This is a genomic window from Alienimonas californiensis (genome assembly GCF_007743815.1).
Lineage (GTDB): Bacteria > Planctomycetota > Planctomycetia > Planctomycetales > Planctomycetaceae > Alienimonas > Alienimonas californiensis.
The window spans coordinates 1,036,152-1,053,834 of sequence record NZ_CP036265.1 but is presented as its reverse complement, the minus strand read 5'-3'; the positions used below and the strand labels follow the sequence as shown (position 1 = coordinate 1,053,834).

The 17,683-nt window shown below is 70.9% G+C and carries 15 protein-coding genes and 1 tRNA gene; 10 read left to right on the top strand and 6 right to left on the bottom strand.

The features are described 5' to 3' along the window. Positions 1-270 precede the first annotated feature (270 nt). The 6 genes from CA12_RS04065 to CA12_RS04045 all read left to right on the top strand — a co-directional run bounded on the left by CA12_RS04065 (position 271) and on the right by CA12_RS04045 (position 6,193). A tRNA-Val gene (locus CA12_RS04065) sits at positions 271-343 on the top strand. 62 nt (positions 344-405) lie between these two features. Then, positions 406-537 carry a hypothetical protein gene (locus CA12_RS22955; protein ID WP_261342389.1) on the top strand — a complete coding sequence of 44 codons (132 nt, stop codon included), beginning with the start codon at positions 406-408 and terminating at the stop codon, positions 535-537. 531 nt (positions 538-1,068) lie between these two features. Next, positions 1,069-2,466 carry a hypothetical protein gene (locus CA12_RS04060; RefSeq protein WP_145357603.1) on the top strand — a complete coding sequence of 466 codons (1,398 nt, stop codon included), beginning with the start codon at positions 1,069-1,071 and terminating at the stop codon, positions 2,464-2,466. Positions 2,467-2,568: 102 nt separating this feature from the next. Beyond that, positions 2,569-3,993: a DUF3526 domain-containing protein gene (locus CA12_RS04055; protein ID WP_145357602.1), complete on the top strand. Its 1,425-nt coding sequence runs from the start codon at positions 2,569-2,571 to the stop codon at positions 3,991-3,993. Continuing rightward, positions 3,990-5,495 (top strand): DUF3526 domain-containing protein, encoded by a 1,506-nt coding sequence (locus CA12_RS04050; RefSeq protein WP_145357601.1) that lies wholly within the window; start codon positions 3,990-3,992, stop codon positions 5,493-5,495. Before CA12_RS04055 ends, CA12_RS04050 begins: the two co-directional genes overlap by 4 nt. After that, positions 5,495-6,193 (top strand): ABC transporter ATP-binding protein, encoded by a 699-nt coding sequence (locus CA12_RS04045; RefSeq protein WP_145357600.1) that lies wholly within the window; start codon positions 5,495-5,497, stop codon positions 6,191-6,193. The genes CA12_RS04050 and CA12_RS04045 overlap by 1 nt, the downstream gene beginning before the upstream one ends. Before the next feature lie 285 nt (positions 6,194-6,478). On the opposite strand, the gene CA12_RS04040 is transcribed toward CA12_RS04045, so the two are convergent. From CA12_RS04040 to CA12_RS04015, 6 genes are all read right to left on the bottom strand, one after another. Next, entirely contained in the window at positions 6,479-6,802 is a 324-nt protein-coding gene (locus tag CA12_RS04040; RefSeq protein ID WP_145357599.1) for a four-helix bundle copper-binding protein, read from the bottom strand. A 170-nt stretch (positions 6,803-6,972) separates the two neighbouring features. After that, positions 6,973-7,266, bottom strand: coding sequence for a metal-sensitive transcriptional regulator (locus CA12_RS04035; protein WP_145357598.1), 294 nt, complete (start codon positions 7,264-7,266; stop codon positions 6,973-6,975). A gap of 159 nt (positions 7,267-7,425) precedes the next feature. Then, positions 7,426-8,952 carry a multicopper oxidase domain-containing protein gene (locus CA12_RS04030; protein ID WP_145357597.1) on the bottom strand — a complete coding sequence of 509 codons (1,527 nt, stop codon included), beginning with the start codon at positions 8,950-8,952 and terminating at the stop codon, positions 7,426-7,428. A 101-nt stretch (positions 8,953-9,053) separates the two neighbouring features. Continuing rightward, positions 9,054-10,571, bottom strand: coding sequence for a TolC family protein (locus tag CA12_RS04025; protein WP_207622141.1), 1,518 nt, complete (start codon positions 10,569-10,571; stop codon positions 9,054-9,056). Positions 10,572-10,649: 78 nt separating this feature from the next. Further along, the gene (locus CA12_RS04020; protein ID WP_145357596.1) at positions 10,650-11,249 is read right to left on the bottom strand and encodes a hypothetical protein; all 600 of its coding nucleotides are present in this window, start codon (positions 11,247-11,249) and stop codon (positions 10,650-10,652) included. Positions 11,250-11,372: 123 nt separating this feature from the next. Beyond that, positions 11,373-12,572, bottom strand: a complete 1,200-nt coding sequence (locus CA12_RS04015; protein WP_145357595.1) for an AraC family transcriptional regulator — start codon at positions 12,570-12,572, stop codon at positions 11,373-11,375. A gap of 113 nt (positions 12,573-12,685) precedes the next feature. Between CA12_RS04015 and CA12_RS04010 the strand changes: the two genes are divergently transcribed. Genes CA12_RS04010 through CA12_RS03995 form a run of 4 tightly spaced genes read left to right on the top strand, consistent with a single transcriptional unit; the run spans position 12,686 to position 17,592 of the window. Next, on the top strand, positions 12,686-13,804 hold the full coding sequence (locus CA12_RS04010) for a DUF1611 domain-containing protein (protein WP_242688116.1): 1,119 nt from the start codon (positions 12,686-12,688) through the stop codon (positions 13,802-13,804). A gap of 1 nt (position 13,805) precedes the next feature. Then, on the top strand, positions 13,806-14,879 hold the full coding sequence (locus CA12_RS04005; RefSeq protein WP_145357594.1) for a dipeptide epimerase: 1,074 nt from the start codon (positions 13,806-13,808) through the stop codon (positions 14,877-14,879). Continuing rightward, a complete protein-coding gene (locus CA12_RS04000) occupies positions 14,879-15,712 on the top strand; it encodes a gamma-glutamyl-gamma-aminobutyrate hydrolase family protein (protein ID WP_145357593.1) in 834 nt (277 codons plus the stop codon). The genes CA12_RS04005 and CA12_RS04000 overlap by 1 nt, the downstream gene beginning before the upstream one ends. After that, entirely contained in the window at positions 15,709-17,592 is a 1,884-nt protein-coding gene (locus CA12_RS03995) for a Na+/H+ antiporter NhaC family protein (RefSeq protein WP_145357592.1), read from the top strand. Before CA12_RS04000 ends, CA12_RS03995 begins: the two co-directional genes overlap by 4 nt. Positions 17,593-17,683: the final 91 nt, after the last annotated feature.

Sequence of the window (17,683 nt, the reverse complement as noted above, 5' to 3'; positions counted from 1 at the left end):
TGGGGCGAGGTCCGAAGCATCGAGGCAGTCCTGCGCGGGGGGCGAGCCGACGGCTTCCCGTCGTCGGAGCCCCTATCGACCCGGCGTCGCCGCACTCTTCGCTGCAACCGTCTCCGCCGCGTCGCTTTGCGCAACCCGCAGGGTCGCCCGTCGCCGCGGGCGCGAACGGTCGGGCGGCGGCGGTTCCTCCCGGCGGGAACGAACCGACCGACCACGAGGCGTGTCGGTCCCCTTGCCGAGCCGGGCGGCAGTCGCCAGAATAGCGGCCCCGGGCGCGTAACTCAGTGGTTAGAGTGCCATCTTCACACGGTGGAAGTCGCAGGTTCGAATCCCGCCGCGCCCAGTTGTCGTCAGTCCCTCCAGTCCTTTCTGATACGGCCCCCGACGTGGGGTGATGGGACCGGCATGAGCGAATCGGCGCTTCGCGCTCGGCTGAGCGACTGCCTGATGACCGCGGCGGAACTGGACGCCTCCGTCGAGTCGCTCGCGGCTTGGGACGACCCGTTCCCGCGGGTCGAACGGACCGCCGCCGCCTGAACCCGCGGTCTGAAGACGCCTGACGAGAGCGGAGTGCGCCGTGTCGCCAGACGCTGACGCGTTGGCTGCGGCGATCGTGGGCGCCGGGGGTGGCAGCGGACCTCGACGTCCCTCCCGCTGGCGTTCGTCCTGCTCGGCGTCGCCCTCGGTTGGCGGGCCGTCCTGACCATCGCCCATCTCCGGCGGATTCCCGTCGGGCTGCTCAGGACGACCGGCGGGAGAGGGATCGGTTCGCCCCGGCTGACGGCGACCGCGTGACTGTTCGCGGTTGCGATGCTGCACCGCCCGGCGTAGGAGTGGCTCGCTCGGCGCCGGGCGCCTGTCGTTCCGACGGCCCGCCGTCGGCCCCACTCGCGGGGGATCGGCGCGGAGCGGCTCCTTCGAAACGAACCGGGCGGCCGGACGCTTCATCCCGAACACGTTGATGCAATCGGATTGCAGGTAGGCGTCCGGCCGGATACCGTCCCCCCGGCCCCCGTCGCCGCGGGGCGCGTCCCCGCCCCTGAAGCGTTTGCAAAAGGAACCCTGATCATGACACGTCTCCCCGTCGGTCGGACCCGGACTGCGCGAGCGGTTCTTCCCGTCCTCGCCCTGACGCTGCTGCATTTGACCGCGGGCATCGGCCTCAGCCAGCGGCCGGAGCCGATGAGCCGGATCGTCTGGCAGGACCGCGAGGCGAAAACCCTGATGTGGGGGGAGCTGGTCAAGGTCGGCCGCGGGGTCGTCCTCCGGACCGGCGGCCCGATTCAGGGCTTTCCGAAACTCGACGTCGACCGCCAGGAATTGGTGCAGATGGCCCGGGTCGGGAGCGTCCTGGTGGTCGGCGTCCGCGACGACGACGGCGGCAAGCTCGGCAGCGGCTGGGTCGCGGTGGACCTCGGCGTCGATGAGGTGCCGCACGGCAACCACTCGGACTTCACCTACCGCAACCCGCCGCGGGTCGTCGCCAGCGTCGTCGACGAAAACCAGGGGAACCCCGCGCACGTCTACGTCTACGACAACGCGTTCTTCATCGCGAACGACGCCAGGGACGGCTTCACGATGCTCCTGCCGGAGCGCCTGACGGGCGCGGCGGGCGGGTACGCCGGGACGTTCCACCGCGGCGGGGGCGGTCACATCACGCTGGCGGCCGCCGACCGGAAGGTCGTGTACGGGACGTGGATCGCTGGCGACGGCCCCGACAAGGGCCGCGTCGACGTCTCCGACCCCACCAAGACCGGGGACGACTCTCTCGCCTACACCTTTCACCTGTCGAGCGGCGTGCTCCACGGCGCGACGGCCAACAGCGGCCGGGCCTTCTTCGCCCCGTCCGACGGCGTCTACTGGGTCGACGTCGACACGGAGTTGAAACAGACGTCCGAGACGGTCGCCGCGAATCACATTTCGCTCGGCGAGGTCGGGGAGAACGACAGTCCTCTCCGGACCGGGGCCTTCGTGAACCATCGGAACTGGGTGCTGTTCACCACCGGACCGGCCGACGCGCCGAAGCTCTGCCTCCTGGACGCCGCCGCCGGAACGCCGTCGGTCGTTCAGCTGGACGTTCCGACGCCGGACGGCCTCTCGCTGGTCGTTCCCGAGGTCGTCTCGGCCCTGACGGGCAAGCAGTTCGCGTTCCTCTTCCAGGACCGGAAGGAGGGCGAGGTCGAGGAGAAGTTGACCGTCGTCGACCTCGACCCGAACGGCGACCGCGACTTCTCCGACGCGGCGATCGCGAAGACGATGGGCGTCGGGCCCAGCCGGGTCGAGGGGCACTTCGGCCACCACGCGATCGACTTCTGCGACGACCGGCGGTTCGGGTTTCTCTCCAACCCCGGAAACGGTCAGATCTGGATCGTCTCCCTGGCCGACCTCCAGGTCATCGGTAAGTATCGGGTCGGCGGGATGCCGACCGCGGTGATCTCGGTCGGCGGCGAGGAGAGCAAGCACTAACGTCCGCCCGGCCCGCCCCCGCGTCCCCGCCGGCGACCGGCCGGCGACCGGCCGGCGGGGACGCGGGGCGACCGTCACGACTTCGACACGACTTGGAACTGGATGCCGTCGCTCTTCGTCGTCGTCTGTAAAGAACTCCGTGAGCTGACGCGCGACCGCGTCGCGGTCGCCGTGTGCGCCGTCTTCTTCGGCGTGCTGCTCGCGAGTTGCGTCGCGTCCGCCCGGCATTGGACGGCACGGGACGCCGCGCAACGGGAGCGGCAGACGTCGTCGCGGGAGGACTGGCTGGGGCAGTCGTCGACCTCGGCACACGACGCCACCCACCGCGGGATGACGGTCTACAGGCGGCCGAGTCCGCTGGCCGCGGTCGACCCCGGCACGGACCCCGTGCTGGGGTCCGCCGTGCGGCTGGAGTCGCACCGGCGGAACGAGCCGACGGGGGTGCCGGGCCGCGACCGGCTCCGCCTGCTCCGGTTGAACTTCGGGACCCCGGCCGAGCTCATCCAGGCGGTCCTGCCGCTCGTCGCAGTCCTTCTTAGCTACGCGACAGTCGCCCGCGAGCGGGAGCGGGGCACATGGGGCTTTCTGCAAAGCCTCGGCGTGGGGCGTTCCGCAGTCGTGCTCGGCAAGCTGACCGCGACGTTCGCCGCGGTCGCGGTTTTGACCGGCCCGGTGGTCGGCATGCTCCTCTGGACGCTCGCGACGGCCGCGGACGAAGCCGTCCTGACGTGGGGGGAACTCGCCGTCCGGGGCGCCGCGCTGTACGCGACGACGCTCCTCTACCTGTTCGGCTGGTGCGTGACCGGCGTCGCCCTGTCGACCCGGTTCTCGGCGGGGGCGACGCTCGTCCTGCTCATCACGGCGTGGGCGGGCGCGACGCTGGTGGTGCCCCGCGTCGCCGTGGATCTGGCCTATTCCCAACACCCGACGCCCGCCCCCGCCGAGTTTCGGCAAGCCCGCGAAGCCGCCGTCCGGCACGGGTCGGACGGCGACCGCTCGTTGGAAGAGTTCCGGGCCGAGGTCGAAGGCCGGCTGCTCCGGCAGTACGGCGTGGACGAGGTGGCCGACCTGCCGGTCGACCTCGACGCCGCCGGGCTGCTCGCGATGGAGGCGTTCACGGACGCCCTCGACGACACGGCGCAAGCCCGCGTCGACGCCGTCCATGAGGAACAGACCCGGTTCGTCGAACGCTCCGCGGCCCTCTCCCCGTTCCTGGCGGTCCGGTCCCTGTCGACGGCCCTCGCGGGAACCGACCGGGTCCACCACGCGGCGTTCCTGCGGTCCGCGGAGCGGCACCGGCGGTCCTACGTCGCGTTCCTCAACACGGCCCAGTTGAACCGGGAGGGGCCGGGGGACACGGCCGCCTCCGCGCGGGCGTTCTGGGGCCGCGTGCCGGAGTTCCGGCAGCGCGTCCCGTCGCTCCGGCAGCTGGCCGGGGCGGCCCGGTGGCCGGTCGGCCTGCTGCTGGGTTGGTCGGCGGCGATACTGGCCGTGGCGCTGCGGCGGCCCCGTGGGGCGGGCGCATGACGGTCTCCTCGACGACGCGGGCGATCGGCCGCGAGTGGGCGCTGGCGAAGCGGGACCCCCGGGTCCCGGCGGTCCTGTTCGTCGCCGGGCTGCTGACGGTCCTGGCGCTGCTCGCCGGGGACCAGCGGGTCGAGCGACGGCTGGACCGAGAGCGGGCGATCGAGCGGGAGAACTCCACGCAGCGGCGGGACCTCGAATCCGCCTTCGACGACGCCGCGGCGCCGTCGGACGGGGGGGCGGAACTGTCCCCGGCCGAGCAGGACCGGCGGGCGGCGCTCCGGATGGCGGCCCGGTCCCCCGACCTGATGCGGTTCACCGGCGGCCTCTGGACCTCGTACCGGCCCGCCTCGCCGCTCAGCCGGCTGACCGCGGGGACCGCCGACGACTGGCCGGACGCGTACCGGCACGCCGGTTCCTCGCTCGCCGAGACGCTCCGTCGGGACGCCCCGACGAACCCGCTGCTGACGGTCGTCGGCCCGTACGACACGACCCTGCTGGTCGGGGCCGTCCTCCCGCTGCTCCTACTGATGCTGACGTTCGACCTGACCGCCGACGACCGGGAGCGGGGCCGCTGGCCGCTCGTCGCGTCGCATTGCGGCTCGACCGCGGCCCTCGTCGCCCTCCGGTGCGGGGTCCGGGTCGCTGCGGTGGCCGTCGTCGTGATTCTGCCGACGGTCCTCTGGACGCTGGCCGTCCCCGCGGGGGAGGCGCCGTCGGTCGCGGCCCTGGCGGTATGGTGCGGGGCGGTTCTCGGGACGCTCGCCTGCTGGGGGGCGCTGGCTTTCCTGGTCGCCTCGTTCGACCTGTCGGCGGCCGCGTCGGGATTGACGCTGCTGCTCTGCTGGGCCGTCCTCGTGTTGGGCGTGCCCTCGCTGATCGAACGGCGGGTCAACGACCGGGCGGCGCCCCCGGAGCCCGGCGAACTCGCCGCCGTCGAGCGCCGGGCCGACGAGCAGTTTCTGGACCTCCCCGAGAACGTCTGGCGGGACTTCCTCCGGCGACACCCGGAGGTCGAACTGGACGACGAGAACCCGCAGCTGGAGTTCCTGCTCCAAGATTTGGCCGCCGCGGGGGCCGTCCGCGACCGCGTGCTCGAGGCGCACCGCGCCGAGATCGATCGCTTCCTGGCTCGCGAACGGCGTCTCGACCGCCTGCAGTTCCTCAGCCCCGCCGTCGCCTGGCGGACCGCCTCGGAGCAGGCGGCCGGGACGAGCCTGCGGCACGCGGTCGACCTCGCCTCGGCGACCGCTGAGTTTCACGGCGCCTTTCAAAAACACTTCGAGCCGATGACGATCACGGACCGCGAACTGACGCGGGACGACATCCGGGCGATGCCCGCCTTCGACGGCCGAACCGTCGGGCCGCACATGCACGCCGCGCCGCTGGCGCTCTCGGGCGCCGCGCTGCTCCTGTGGACGGCGGCGTGCGGTCTGATCGGCTGGTTGCGATTCCGGCGGCGGGACCCGTTCGCCCACAGCCGACCCTCGCGGAAAGCGGACTGATGCTCGAAGCCGTCGAACTGACCAAGACTTACGGCCGGAAGGTCGCCCTGGACGGGCTCAACCTGACCGTCCGGCCGGGCGACGTGTTCTGCCTGCTGGGCGCCAACGGGGCCGGCAAGTCGACCACGATCAAACTGCTCCTCGGACTCATCCCGCCGACCTCCGGCGAGGTGCGGATCAACGGCGCCGCCCCCCGGCGGGGCCGCGGCGGGGCGAACGTCGGGCTCGGCTACATCCCGGAACAGGTCTCCCTCTACCCGCGGCTTTCCGGGCTGGAGAACCTGCGGTACTTCGCGTCGCTGGCCGGCGAGTCGGACCTCACCCGGGCCCGCCTGACCGAGGCGCTGGAAGCCGCCGGCCTGCCGGCGGACGCGGTCGACCGGCGGGTCTCGAACTACTCCAAAGGCATGCGGCAGAAGGTCGTGATCGCGCTGGCCGTCGTCCGGCAGGTCCGCGGCCTGCTGCTGGACGAGCCGACGTCCGGACTCGACCCGCTGGCGGCCCGCGAGTTCGGACGCCTCCTCCGCGACCTCTCCGGCCGGGGCGTCGCCATTTTGATGGCGAGCCACGACTTGCACCACATCCGGGAATTGGCCACGCGGATCGGGGTGATGAAGGGGGGGCGACTGATGGAGGAACTGGAGCCGACCGCAGCCGACCGCGCCGGGTTGGAGACCCGCCTGCTGCAATTCCTGTGACGCCCGCCCCCCGGGCGGGCCGGGCGGCGAACCCGGGCGGCAGGGCGGCATCCCGTCAGCGTCCCGCCGATCAAATCGCCAGGCGGCCCACGACGGGGTCGGCGTGACGGCGGGCCGGTTCGCGAGTCCGCCGCCCTCAGGCGACGGTCGCCGCCGCCGCTGAGTTGACGGTCCGGTCGCACTGCGGGAGCGTTTCGCCCTGACCCTCGCGCCACGACCCGCCGCGGGGCCGCGGGCGGGAGGTGGCGACGCGGGCGGGCCGTGGGGGAGCGGGCCTCGGACGAATCAGGCGGCCATCGCGCCGCAGGTTTCCGCGCACTTGCGGCACTGGGCGGCGCAGTCGCTCATGCCGACCTTCTCGCAGCTGTCCGCGCACTGCTTGCACACTTCGCTGCAGGCCCGGCAGACGAGGCCGTGCAACTCGCTGCCGCGGATCATGAAGTCCGTGCAGGTCGCGCAGATCTGAATGCAGTCCAGCATCAGCTTGACGTGCTCCTTCTCGACGTGCTCGCCGCCTTTCTCCAGACAGGTGTTCACAAAGTGGTCCAGGCAGGTGCGGTGGCACTCCTGGCAGGTGTCGATGCACTCCTTCATCTTCGCGTCGCTCATCGTCGGTCCTCGTCGTCGCTGGGGGGAACGGGTACGCCGCGCCGGCCGACCCGGCGCGTCGTCTCGTTCTACGGATACCCCGAGAGGGTACGAACCGTGGAAGGCGGGGCCGGCGAATGGGGGGAACCCGGCCGGACCGCCTGGTGCTCGAACCGCCCGGCGCCCGGCGGTCAACGCGTGCCGAAGTTGCCGTATTGGGCGAAGACGTCCATCAGCTCGCGAATCTTCGCCTGGCGTTCCGCGTCGTCGTCGGCTTGGAAGGCGGCGGAGACGCAGGTGTCCAGATGGTTCTCCAGCACGATCTGGCCCACCTTGCCCAGGGCCGCCATCGCCGCCCGAACCTGCATCAGCACGTCCACGCAGTACTTGTCCTCCTCGATCATCCGCCCCACCGCCGCGACTTGGCCCTCGGCCCGGCGGAGACGCTTGCGGAGGGCCTCTTTCTGATCGCGGTCGAGGTGCACGGAAGTCGCAAACGGCCGACGGGCCGGGCTCAGGGAGGAACGGACGCCGACCCGGAGACCGGTCGGTTTCCATCCTACCGGCTGGGGGTATCCCCGGCGAGGGGCGGAGGCGTCGCGCTCCGGCCTGTCCCGCTGCGGGGCGACGTCCCCGGGGACCCGCTACTCGCCGCCGTTCATGCCGCCGTTCATGTTCATCATGGGCGCCCACTGGTAGCGACCGTAGTCGCCGAAGCGGCGGACGATCTCGGCGAAGACGGCGCCCTTTTCGACCGGCTCGTCGCTTTCCATCACCAGCCGATACAGGTCGTCCGGCAGCACGCGCAGGGCGGTGAACAAGCCGTGAATTGTTTTGGGGGCGGTCGCCCGCATCCCCTTCATTTCGCGGCGGTTCCAGACCTTCTCCATCGCCCGCGGGTCCATTTTCATCCCCTGCATCATCTGCGGGTAGCCGGGGGGAACCTCGCCGAGGGCCTTGGAGTTCAAATCCACCGCGGGGCGGGTCTCCAGGTTCGCGGTATACCGCTCCGTATCGGCCTGCCCCCGCAGCCGCGGGCCGACGTGCTGCACCATATGGTTCATCATGTGATGCGTCATATGGCAGTGCAGCGCCCAGTCGCCGGGGTTATTGGCGATTAACTCCAGGGTCGACGCCTGGGCCACGGCGATGAGTTCCGTATTCCGCGGAATCCAAGCGGTCTTGGGAACCCGCGCCCCCTCGTGCCCCGTCACCCAGAAGGTGTGCCCGTGCAGATGAATGGGGTGATGCTGGATCGGACTGAAGTCCATAATTCGGATCCGCACCCGCTCCCCGTGCCGGCAGACCAGCGGGGTGGTGTAGGGCCCGCTGCGGCCGTTGATCGTGTGCCAGTTAAAATCCATCCCCCAGCTGTCGACCACGGTGGTCATCGGGTCGATGCGGAAGTTCTGAAAGATCAGCCCGAAGTCGCGATCCACCGGCGGGTCGAACGGCTTTCGCGGGTGAATAATAAACCACCCCACCATCCCGAACGTCTCCTGCATGGCGACGTGGGAGTGGTAAAAGAACGTCCCCTCTTCGTGCGGGTGCAGTTCGTAGACGTACTCCTTCCCCGGCTCGATCATGTTCTGGGTGAGGTGGGAGGCGCCGTCGTCCTGCACGCTCAGTTCCAGCCCGTGCCAATGCACGGAGGTCGGCTCGGGCAGGTCGTTCTTCACGATCACCCGGATTTTGTCCCCCTGCGTCGCCTCGATCGTCGGGCCGGGCATCGACCCGTTGAAGCCGTACACGTCGATGTAATAGCCGGGCAGGAACTCACGCCGGACCGGCGTGCAATTCAGGCGAAACACCTTCCAGCCGTTCTCCATCGTGTACGGCAGCTTCTCCACGTCCGGGGCGATGAACGGGGCCGGCCCCTCCTCGCCCCTGCGGAAGCCCGGGACCTCCTTGCCGATATACCATTTCGAATCGGGATCGTTCCCGCGGCTGGGCTGGTAGCGGGAAAAGCCGTCGTAGTCCGCCCGCACGTCGTTCTCGCCCCGCGGCTGGGCGCCGCCGGGGGGATCGGTCGGGGCGCCGGGGGCGGGCGTGGGGTCCTGCCGCGGATTCTCCTGGGCGGCGGCGGGGCGGACGGCGTTCGCGGCGAACGCACCGGCCGCGGCCGCGGTTCCGGCTTTGAGGAACGAACGACGAGCTTCGGCGGCGGACATCAAGGCACTTCGACGGGGGAGCAAGCAGTCGCAGTGTATCCCGGACCGAGTGTACCCCGGAAGGGTATCTTTGGGGCACGAGTTCCGGACCGGCGGCCGGATTATCGCGGCTGGGCGGTCACGTCCAGATGCCCGGGCGGCAGCGGATCGGGCACGTTCAGGCCGTCGTGGAGCAGGTAGCCCCGGATCAGCGTTTCGCTGGTTCGCAGCGCCACGAGGTGCCCGATATAACGCTGGCGCAGGTCGAAGTAGCTGCTCTGCACCGTCAACACGTCCGGCCACTGCTGGCGGTCCTCCGCGTAGGCGTCGAGCTGGTTCTTATACGCCGCCCGGGCCTCCGGCAGGATCACCTCGGCGAACTGCTCCACGTGCTGCCGGGCGGTGAGGTAGCGGCGGTACTGCGTCGCTAACTCGCGGCGGAGCAGCATTTCCGTCCGCTGAATCTCGCGGCGCTGCCGGACCAAGTCGGCCTCGGCCCGGCGGATGTTCCCTTGATTGCGGTCGAAAATGGGAATATCGAACCGCACGCTGGCGGTGCCGGTCGTCTCCAGTGCCTCGAAGTTATAGCCGCTGCCCGCCTCGACGAAGATGTTCGGGATCGGCTCGACCAGCTCTCGCTTGAGCGTGATCTGATCCTCGCGCAGCTTCTGCCGGGCCATGATCACCTGCGGGGCCTCGTCCAGATACTCGCGATACACCTGTTCGAAGTCGATTTCCGCGGATTCGCCGTCCAGTTCGCCGACCACCGCCCCGGTCTCCAGCGGCAGGCCGATCAGCGCGGCGAGCGTCTGGAACTGCTCCAGATAGTCGTTCTCCGCCATCAGCAGATTCAACCGGGCCTCCTGCAACGCGACGTTGGCGAGGTGCAGGTCGGACCGCGTCGCCTGACCGAGGTTCCACTGCTCCCGGGCGGTGACGACGGCGTCCTCGGCGGCCTTCAACAGGTCCTCGCGGATCGCGACGGTCTCCTTCGCCCCCAGCGCCTGATAGAAGTGAACTCGCACGTCGTTGCAGACCCGCCACTGCTGGGAGACGGCCGCCCACTCCGCAACCCGGGTGCGTTGCAGGAACTTCGCCCGGCTGAGGTCCCGTTTGTCCGCGGTGACGAACTCCTGCGTGAGCGTCGCACCCTGGAACTCACCGGGCGTGTCCGTCTCCCCCTCGCGGTCCACGCCGATCTGCTCGCCGACGTAGCGGAAGACGGGGTTCGGCCACAGCCCGGCCTCGACCGCCAACCCCAGCGTGCCCTGCACCTGGGCGCGGGCCTGCACGAGCGTGGGGTTGTTCGCGGCGGCCAGTTCCAACGCCTCGTCGAGCGTCAACGGGGCGCCGGCGAACGCGGCGTTCTGCTCCCGCTCGACGACGGTTCCCAACCCCCGCGGGGCCTCCGGCACCGGCGGCGGCTCCACGAACCGCCGGCCGATCGGGTCGTCGTCGGCGGCGTGCAGTTCGGGGATGTCCGCCGGCACGGGCAGGTCGCCGCCCGTCGGGACGGGCGGCGGAGCGGCGAGCGGGCCGTCCAGCGTCGCCCGGCCGGCGTCCTGCGCCCAGGCCGGCGCCGCGAACAGACCGGCGACGACGGCCGAGGCGGCCAGGCGGAGGAGGGGGGGGCGGGTCATTGGGACGTCCGTGTCCGGGGGGCCGCGGCGGGCGCGTGAACGGTGAAGCGTTGAAAACGTGCGGGAGCGGCGGGGCGCTCAGTGACGCCAGGGCAGCCAGCTCCGCCGGCTGCGGGGCGCCGCTTCGTGCCGGCGGGCGTGGCGGGCGACCTTGGCGGCGCCGGGTTCGCCTTGGCCCGCGGTGTCGGTCGTCCAGGTGTGATTCAGGCAGTCGTCGTCGCAGGCCGGCGTGCCGTAGTAGAGGAACCCCGCATACGGCAGCCCCACGCAGCGGTCCGCCGGCCCCACCCCGCAGGCCGGCGGCGGGCCGAACGGCAGGCAGGTCCCGCCCGCCATCCCGTACCGAGCCCGCAGCGCCGCGTCCGAGGGGCGACCCGCCCCGGCGATCGGCCGCGGCAGGGGCACGGTGCGGTCGGCCATCGGTTCTTCGGAGACGAACGCCGGCGTCTCGTCACCGGACATCTCGCCCGAATTCATCTTGCCGGAACCCATCTCGCCGGGCATGCCCGGGTCGGCGGGGCGTTTCGGCAGGGTCGGCAGCGGGGGCTCGAGGGCGTCCGCATTGGCCCGCTCGTCCTGAGCCGTCGCCGCGCCCGAGACGGCCAGCGGAACGACCACGGCAAGGGTCGTCAGGCCCCGGCAGACGCGGCGGAGCGAACGGGCGGGGGGGCGGAGCATCGGGACGGCCGGGGCGGAACGGATTGAACGAGGTATCGGGCCGTACGGCCGGGGGGTATGAACGCGATTCCCTCGCAACGGCCGATTCTCCGCCGTCCGCCGGCGATCGGGCGGCGCCGGGGTTCACCCGTCGCGGTCGTTGCGGCGCGCGCGGCGGTAGCGGCCGGGGGGTTCGCCGAGTTGCTTCTGGAACGCCTGCGACAGCGATTCGCCGCTGGAGAACCCGCACTCCAGGGCGATCGAGGCGATCGAGCGGTCGCTGTCGAGCAACAGGCGTTTCACCCGCTCGAACCGGGCCCGGCGGATCTCCTCGCCCGGCGAGCGGCCCAGCCGGTCGCGGAACTTCTTCTCCAGGGTCCGCCGCGAGACGAAGCAGGCCCGGGCGACCGCCGCCACGTCCAGCCCGGCGCCGGCCCGCTCCCGGATGTACCGCAGCGCCCGGGCCACGTCCAAGTCGTCGATCGCCAGCAGGTCCGTCGACTGCCGCGGCCGGACGCGCAGCGGCGGGATCCGGCGGACCGCCTCGGGGACGGCGCCGCCGTCCATCAGGCCTTGCAGGATTTCCGCGGCGGTCTCGCCAATCTGGCGGCTGGCCAGTTCGATGCTGGAGATCTGCGGCGAAGCGACGTGGCAGAGCAGTTCGTCGTCGTCCCCGGACAGGATCGCGACGCCGTCCGGCACGCGGACGCCGTTCGTGGCGCAGATCTCCGCCAGTTGCCGGGCCGGGTAAGGGTCCGCCGCGAACACGCCCAGCGGCCGCGGCAGGTCGGCCAGCCATTCACTGACCTTCGTGTAGTTCGTCAGCCAGCCGGTCCCCGGTTCGTCCTCGCCGAGGTAGGTCGCGCAGGGAAAGCCGCGTGCCTCGACGCAGGCCCGGAACTCCCGGGCCCGCACGCCGGAATAGCGGCCGATCGCGGGGGCGTAGCAGGCGAACTGGCGGACGCCTCGGCCGCTAAGGTGGTCCACCGCCATCTCCGCCCGCACGCGGTCGTCGGTGGTGACGCGGGCGAACCAGGGTTCCTTCGCCAGGGTGTTCGAAACGTCCACCACCGGGACCCGCAGGGCCCGCAGGTGCTGCACCGTGGCCCGGGTGCGCATCGCGGCGATCACGCCGTGCCCGCTCCAGACGCGGGGCAGCCGCAGCGCCCCCCGGGCGTCGCGGGGGCTGATGAGAACCGCCCACCCGGCCCGCTGCCCGAAGCGACAGGCCGCCTCGACGACGTGCCGGCCCCAGGAATCCTCGGTCTCCACGAGGATCCCCACGTGCCGGGCGGCGTCCCTCCGGGGCTCGTCGATTCGGGACTCGTTTTCGTCGTCGGACATGCTCGCGGCCGATCGGGCGTGCGCAACATCATAGGAGGACTACGCAACTGCGTAGTGTGCCGGCACCGAAAGGCCGTATTTTGAATCGGCGTTCCGCCCGCCCGAGACCTCCCGTGACCGCCGCGCCGTCTGTCCCGCCCCCGACCCCTCCCGGCCCGCCGGACGCCGGCGGGGCGTCTCCCCGGGGCGTGGCGGACTATCGCCGCATCGCCCTGCTGACGGACGGGTTCTCCCGGCCGTTCTACGCCAAGACCGCGATGAGCCTGCTCCGGTACCGGCCGGACGACGTCGTCGCCGTGCTCGACGCCGGCGAGGCGGGCAAGACGGCCGCGGACCTGTTCGGCGTCGGGGGCGACACGCCGGTCGTCGCCGGCCTGGAGGGGTTGAACGCGGACGCCGTGTTCCTCGGCATCGCGGCGCCCGGCGGCCGCCTGCCGGAGGCGTGGCGGAGCCTGATCTGCGACGCCCTGCGGCGCGGGGCGGACGTCGTCTCCGGCATGCATGACTTCCTCGGCGAGGATCCGGAGTTCGCCGCACTCGCCGCCGAGAGCGGGGCGGCGCTGATCGACGTCCGCAAGAACCGCGAACGTGATACCTCCACCGGCCTCCCCTTCCGCCCCGGGTGCCTGCGGGTGCACGCGGTCGGGCACGATTGCAGCGTCGGCAAGATGGTCGTCACGCTGGAACTCGAGCGCGAACTCGTCCGCCGCGGCGTGGACGCCAAGTTCCTCGCCACCGGCCAGACCGGCATCATGATCGCCGGCGAGGGCGTGCCGATCGACTGCGTCGTCTCCGACTTCGTCAACGGCGCCGCCGAGGTGCTGGTCCGGCGGAACGAAGCCCACGACGTGCTGCTGATCGAGGGGCAGGGCAGCGTCTCCCACCCCAGTTTCTCCGGCGTGACCACCGGCCTGCTGCACGGCTGCGCCCCGCACGGGCTGATTTACTGCTACGAGGTCGGCCGCACCCGGGTGAAGGGGCTGGACGGCTTCGAGATCCCGCCGCACCGCCGGCTGATCGACGTGTACGAAACCCTCGCCTCCCTGCGGCAGCCCTGCCGGGTGATCGGCGTGGCGATCAACGGCAGCAAGGTCTCCGCGGAGGAGGCCGAGGCCGAACGCGATCGCATTCAAGCCGAGCTTGGCCTGCCGGTCTGCGACGTCTACCGCCACGGCGCCGGCATCCTCGCGGACGCCGTGGCCGAGCTGCGGCGGGACGTGATCGGAGTATAAATTGACGACCGTCCGACTCCATCGCGTCGAACTTCCCCTGGAGCATCCCTTCACGATCGCCCGGGGCACGAAAACCTGTCAGCGGTCGCTGATCGTCACGCTGGAGCGCGACGGCGTGTGCGGGTACGGCGAGGCGACGGAGCACGCCTATTACGGCGTCACGCTCGATGCGATGACCGCCGCCGTCGAACGCTGTACGCCGCTGATCGAGAGTTATCAGTTCGGCGACCCCGCCGGCCTGTGGGACCGGCTCCGCCCGGCCTTGGAGGGGGAGGCGTTCGTCCTCGCCGCGATCGACGCCGCCGCCCACGACCTGTACGGCAAGCTCGCCGGCCGGCGGACGTACGAACTGCTCGGCCTGCGGTGGGAGCGCGTGCCGCCCTCCAGCTACACCGTCGGCATCGACTCCGTCGAGCGGATGGTCGCGAAACTCCGGGAACGGCCCGGCTGGCCGGTCTATAAAATCAAACTCGGCACGGACCGGGACGTGGAGATCGTCCGTCAGCTCCGAGAGGAAACGACGGCCCCCTTCCGCGTCGACGCCAATTGCGGCTGGACGGTCGAGGAGACGATCAAGAACTCGCACGCTTTCAAAGAACTCGGCGTCGAGTTCCTCGAACAGCCCCTGCCGGCCGACGCCCCGGCCGCCGATCACCGCCGCGTGTTCGAAGGCTCCGCCCTGCCGGTCATTGCGGACGAAAGCTGCCGGGTCGAAGCCGACGTGGACCGCTGCCGCGGTTCGTTCCACGGCATTAACGTCAAACTGTCGAAGTGCGGCGGCCTGACCCCGGCGGTGCGGATGCTGCGGCGGGCCCGCACGCTGGGGATGAAAACGATGGTCGGCTGCATGATCGAAAGCTCCGTCGGCATTTCCGCGGCGGCTCAAACCTTGCCGCTGTTGGACTACGCCGACCTCGACGGGGCGACGCTGCTGGCCCGCGACGCCGCCGACGGGGCCGTCGTCGATCGGGGCGTCGTCCGCCTGCCGGACCGCCCCGGCAACGGCGTGGAGCTTTATGATCCGACGCCGGCCCTCTCCGACGTCGCAGTCACTCTTTCCGCCCCGAGGTTTTGATGACGAGACGCACGTTCCTGGCGGCCCTGGGCCTGGTCCTCGTGGGCGGCCTCGGCGGACCGGCGGGCTGGCTCTCCACCGCCGGGGCCCAGTCGCTCCGCCTCGCCCCGGAGCGTCTGCCCGTCGCCGACGCCGCCGCGACGCCCGCGGAGCGCCCCGTCCGCCGGCCGGTCATCGGCATCGCCAGCTTGACGGGCGACACCTACGTCCGGGCCATCCGCGACGCCGGCGGGGTTCCCGTCGTCCTGCCGAACGTCGACGGCAGCCCGGACGCCGTCGAGGACTATCTCGAATTGCTGGACGGCCTGCTCATGCCCGGCGGGGCGGACATCCCGCCGTCGGAGTGGGGCGAGGCGCCGCACCCGACCACCAAGGTTCTGGACGACGACCGCTATCAATTCGAAAAGGCGTTGATCTCCGCCTGGATCGAACGCACCGACAAGCCGTTGCTCGGCATCTGCCTGGGCAGCCAGTGGGTGAACGTCGCCCACGGCGGCTCGCTGGTGCAGGACATCCCCTCGGAATTCGGCGTCGTGCACCGGGACGTCACGCACCCGGTGACCCTCGAACCGGACTCCCGCCTGGCGAAGGTCTTCGGCTGCACGTCGCTGGAGGTCAATTCGTACCACCATCAGGCGGTCCGCGACGTGGGGAAGGGCCTCCGCGTCGTCGCCCGCAGCCCGGACGGCGTGATCGAGGCCACGGAAACGACCGACCCGGACCGCTTCCTCATCGGCGTGCAATGGCACCCGGAAAAGCTGGCGCCCGAGGACCCATTGCAGCGGAAGCTGCTCGCCGCCTTTATCGAAGCCGCCTCGCAGGAGGAGGAATGACACGGACGCACCCGCCCCCGGGCGATGCCGCGGCGAAGCCGGTGCCGGTCGTCGAGGAGGCGGCCGTCGGGCCGGTCGAGCCGCCGGCCGTTCCCGCCGCCGTCGCGAAACGGCTTCGGCCGTCGCACCTGCTCGCCGCGGTCGTGCTGCTCGGCGGCCTCGCCGCCGGGGTCTTCGTCTACTCGCAGGTCGCTCCGCAATGGCGGGAGCAGAAGACGACCTTCAACGTCTATCAAAACGAATCCGGCGAACTGGCGTATCGCTACAGCGGCGAGGAACTGCCCGTTGGGGAGGTCGTGCCCTACGACACGTCGCCGTTGCGGGCGGAGGCGCTGGCGGATCTTTCCGGCGAGCCGCCGCTCGAGCGGCAGTGGGTCGTGGAGACCAGCGTGGAGTCTAAGGCGGAGTCCAGCGGCGAAGGCGACGCCGCCGGGGTGCGGTATTCCCTGCTGGAACCGGGGCGACACTACGGCCTGTGGTCGTTGCTGCCGGCGGCGATCGCCGTGGGGCTGTGTTTATTGACGAAAGAGCCGCTGTCGGCGCTGCTCGGGTCGGTGGTCGTCGGGGCGTTGATGCTGGGGCGGTTCGATATTACGGACGCGGTGCTGCTGCCCAGCCTGGCCAGCAAAAGCGCCGCCACGGTTCTGCTGCTTTATCTCTGGCTGCTGGGCGGGTTGATGGGCGTCTGGTCCCGAACCGGGGCGGCGCAGGCCTTCGCCGAATTCATGACCCGGCGCTTCGTGCGGGGGCCGCGGACCGCCAAGCTGGTCGCCTGGCTGCTGGGCGTGCTGTTCTTTCAGGGCGGCACGGTCAGCGTCGTGCTGGTGGGCACGATCGTGAAGCCGGTCGCCGACCGGGAGCGGGTCAGCCATGAGGAGCTATCGTATATTGTCGACTCGACCGCCTCGCCGATCGCGGCGGTGCTGGCGTTCAACGCCTGGCCGGTTTACGTGCAGGCGTTGATCTTCGTGCCCGGCGTCAGCTTCCTGGCGACCGAGGACGACCGCATCGCCTTTTTCTTTAAAAGCGTGCCGTTCAGCTTCTACGCCCTGCTCGCGATCGCCGGCACGTTTCTGCTGAGCCTTGATTATACGCGGTTCTCGGGGAGGGGGATCCGGGCGGCGATGCAGCGGGCCCGCACCACGGGGCAGCTGGACGCCCCGGGCGTCTCGCCGCTGAGTTCCGAGGAACTCGCCGCGACGCGGGTGCCGCCGGGGTATCGGCCGCACGTGCTGGAGTTTTTCGTGCCGTTCCTCCTGCTGGTGGGCGTCGCCGTGGGCACGTTCGTCGCGACCGGGTCGCCGAAGGTCAACTGGGCGTTCGGGGCGGCGTTCCTCGCCTCCGCCTTAACGGCACTGTTTAAAGGAATGAGTCTGGGCGCCCTGATCGAAGGCGTCGGCGACGGGTTGAAAGGCGTGGTGCTGGCGTCGGTCGTGTTAATGCTGGCCGTCACGGTGGGGGGCGTCAGCCGGGAGGTCGGGGCGGGCGTCTATCTGGTGGAGTCGTTGGGCGAGCGAATCCCCGCCGCGGCCCTGCCGGTCGCGCTGCAACTCATCACGATGGTGATCGCCTTCTCCACCGGCACGAGTTGGGGCACGTTCGCCGTCGCCTTCCCGCTGGCGATGCCGTTGGCCTGGCAGGTCGCCGGCGCCGGGGACGTGACCAACCCGGAGCTTTTTATGTCCATCTGCTTCGCCACCGTGCTGAACGGCAGCGTCTTCGGCGACCAGTGCTCCCCGATCTCCGACACCACCATCCTCAGCGCCATGACCACCGGCTGCGATCTGATGGACCACGTCAAAACGCAGCTGGTGCCCGCCTCCCTCGCCGCCGCAATCGCGGCGGCCCTGTGGACCGCAACGGTCGTCCTGTTCGCCTGAGTTATAGAGCGCCCCGCCGGACGGGGGGCGGAAACGCAATCGCAGACACAGACGTGAGCGGTCGTGCGGGACGGCGAGCCGCGCCGGATCG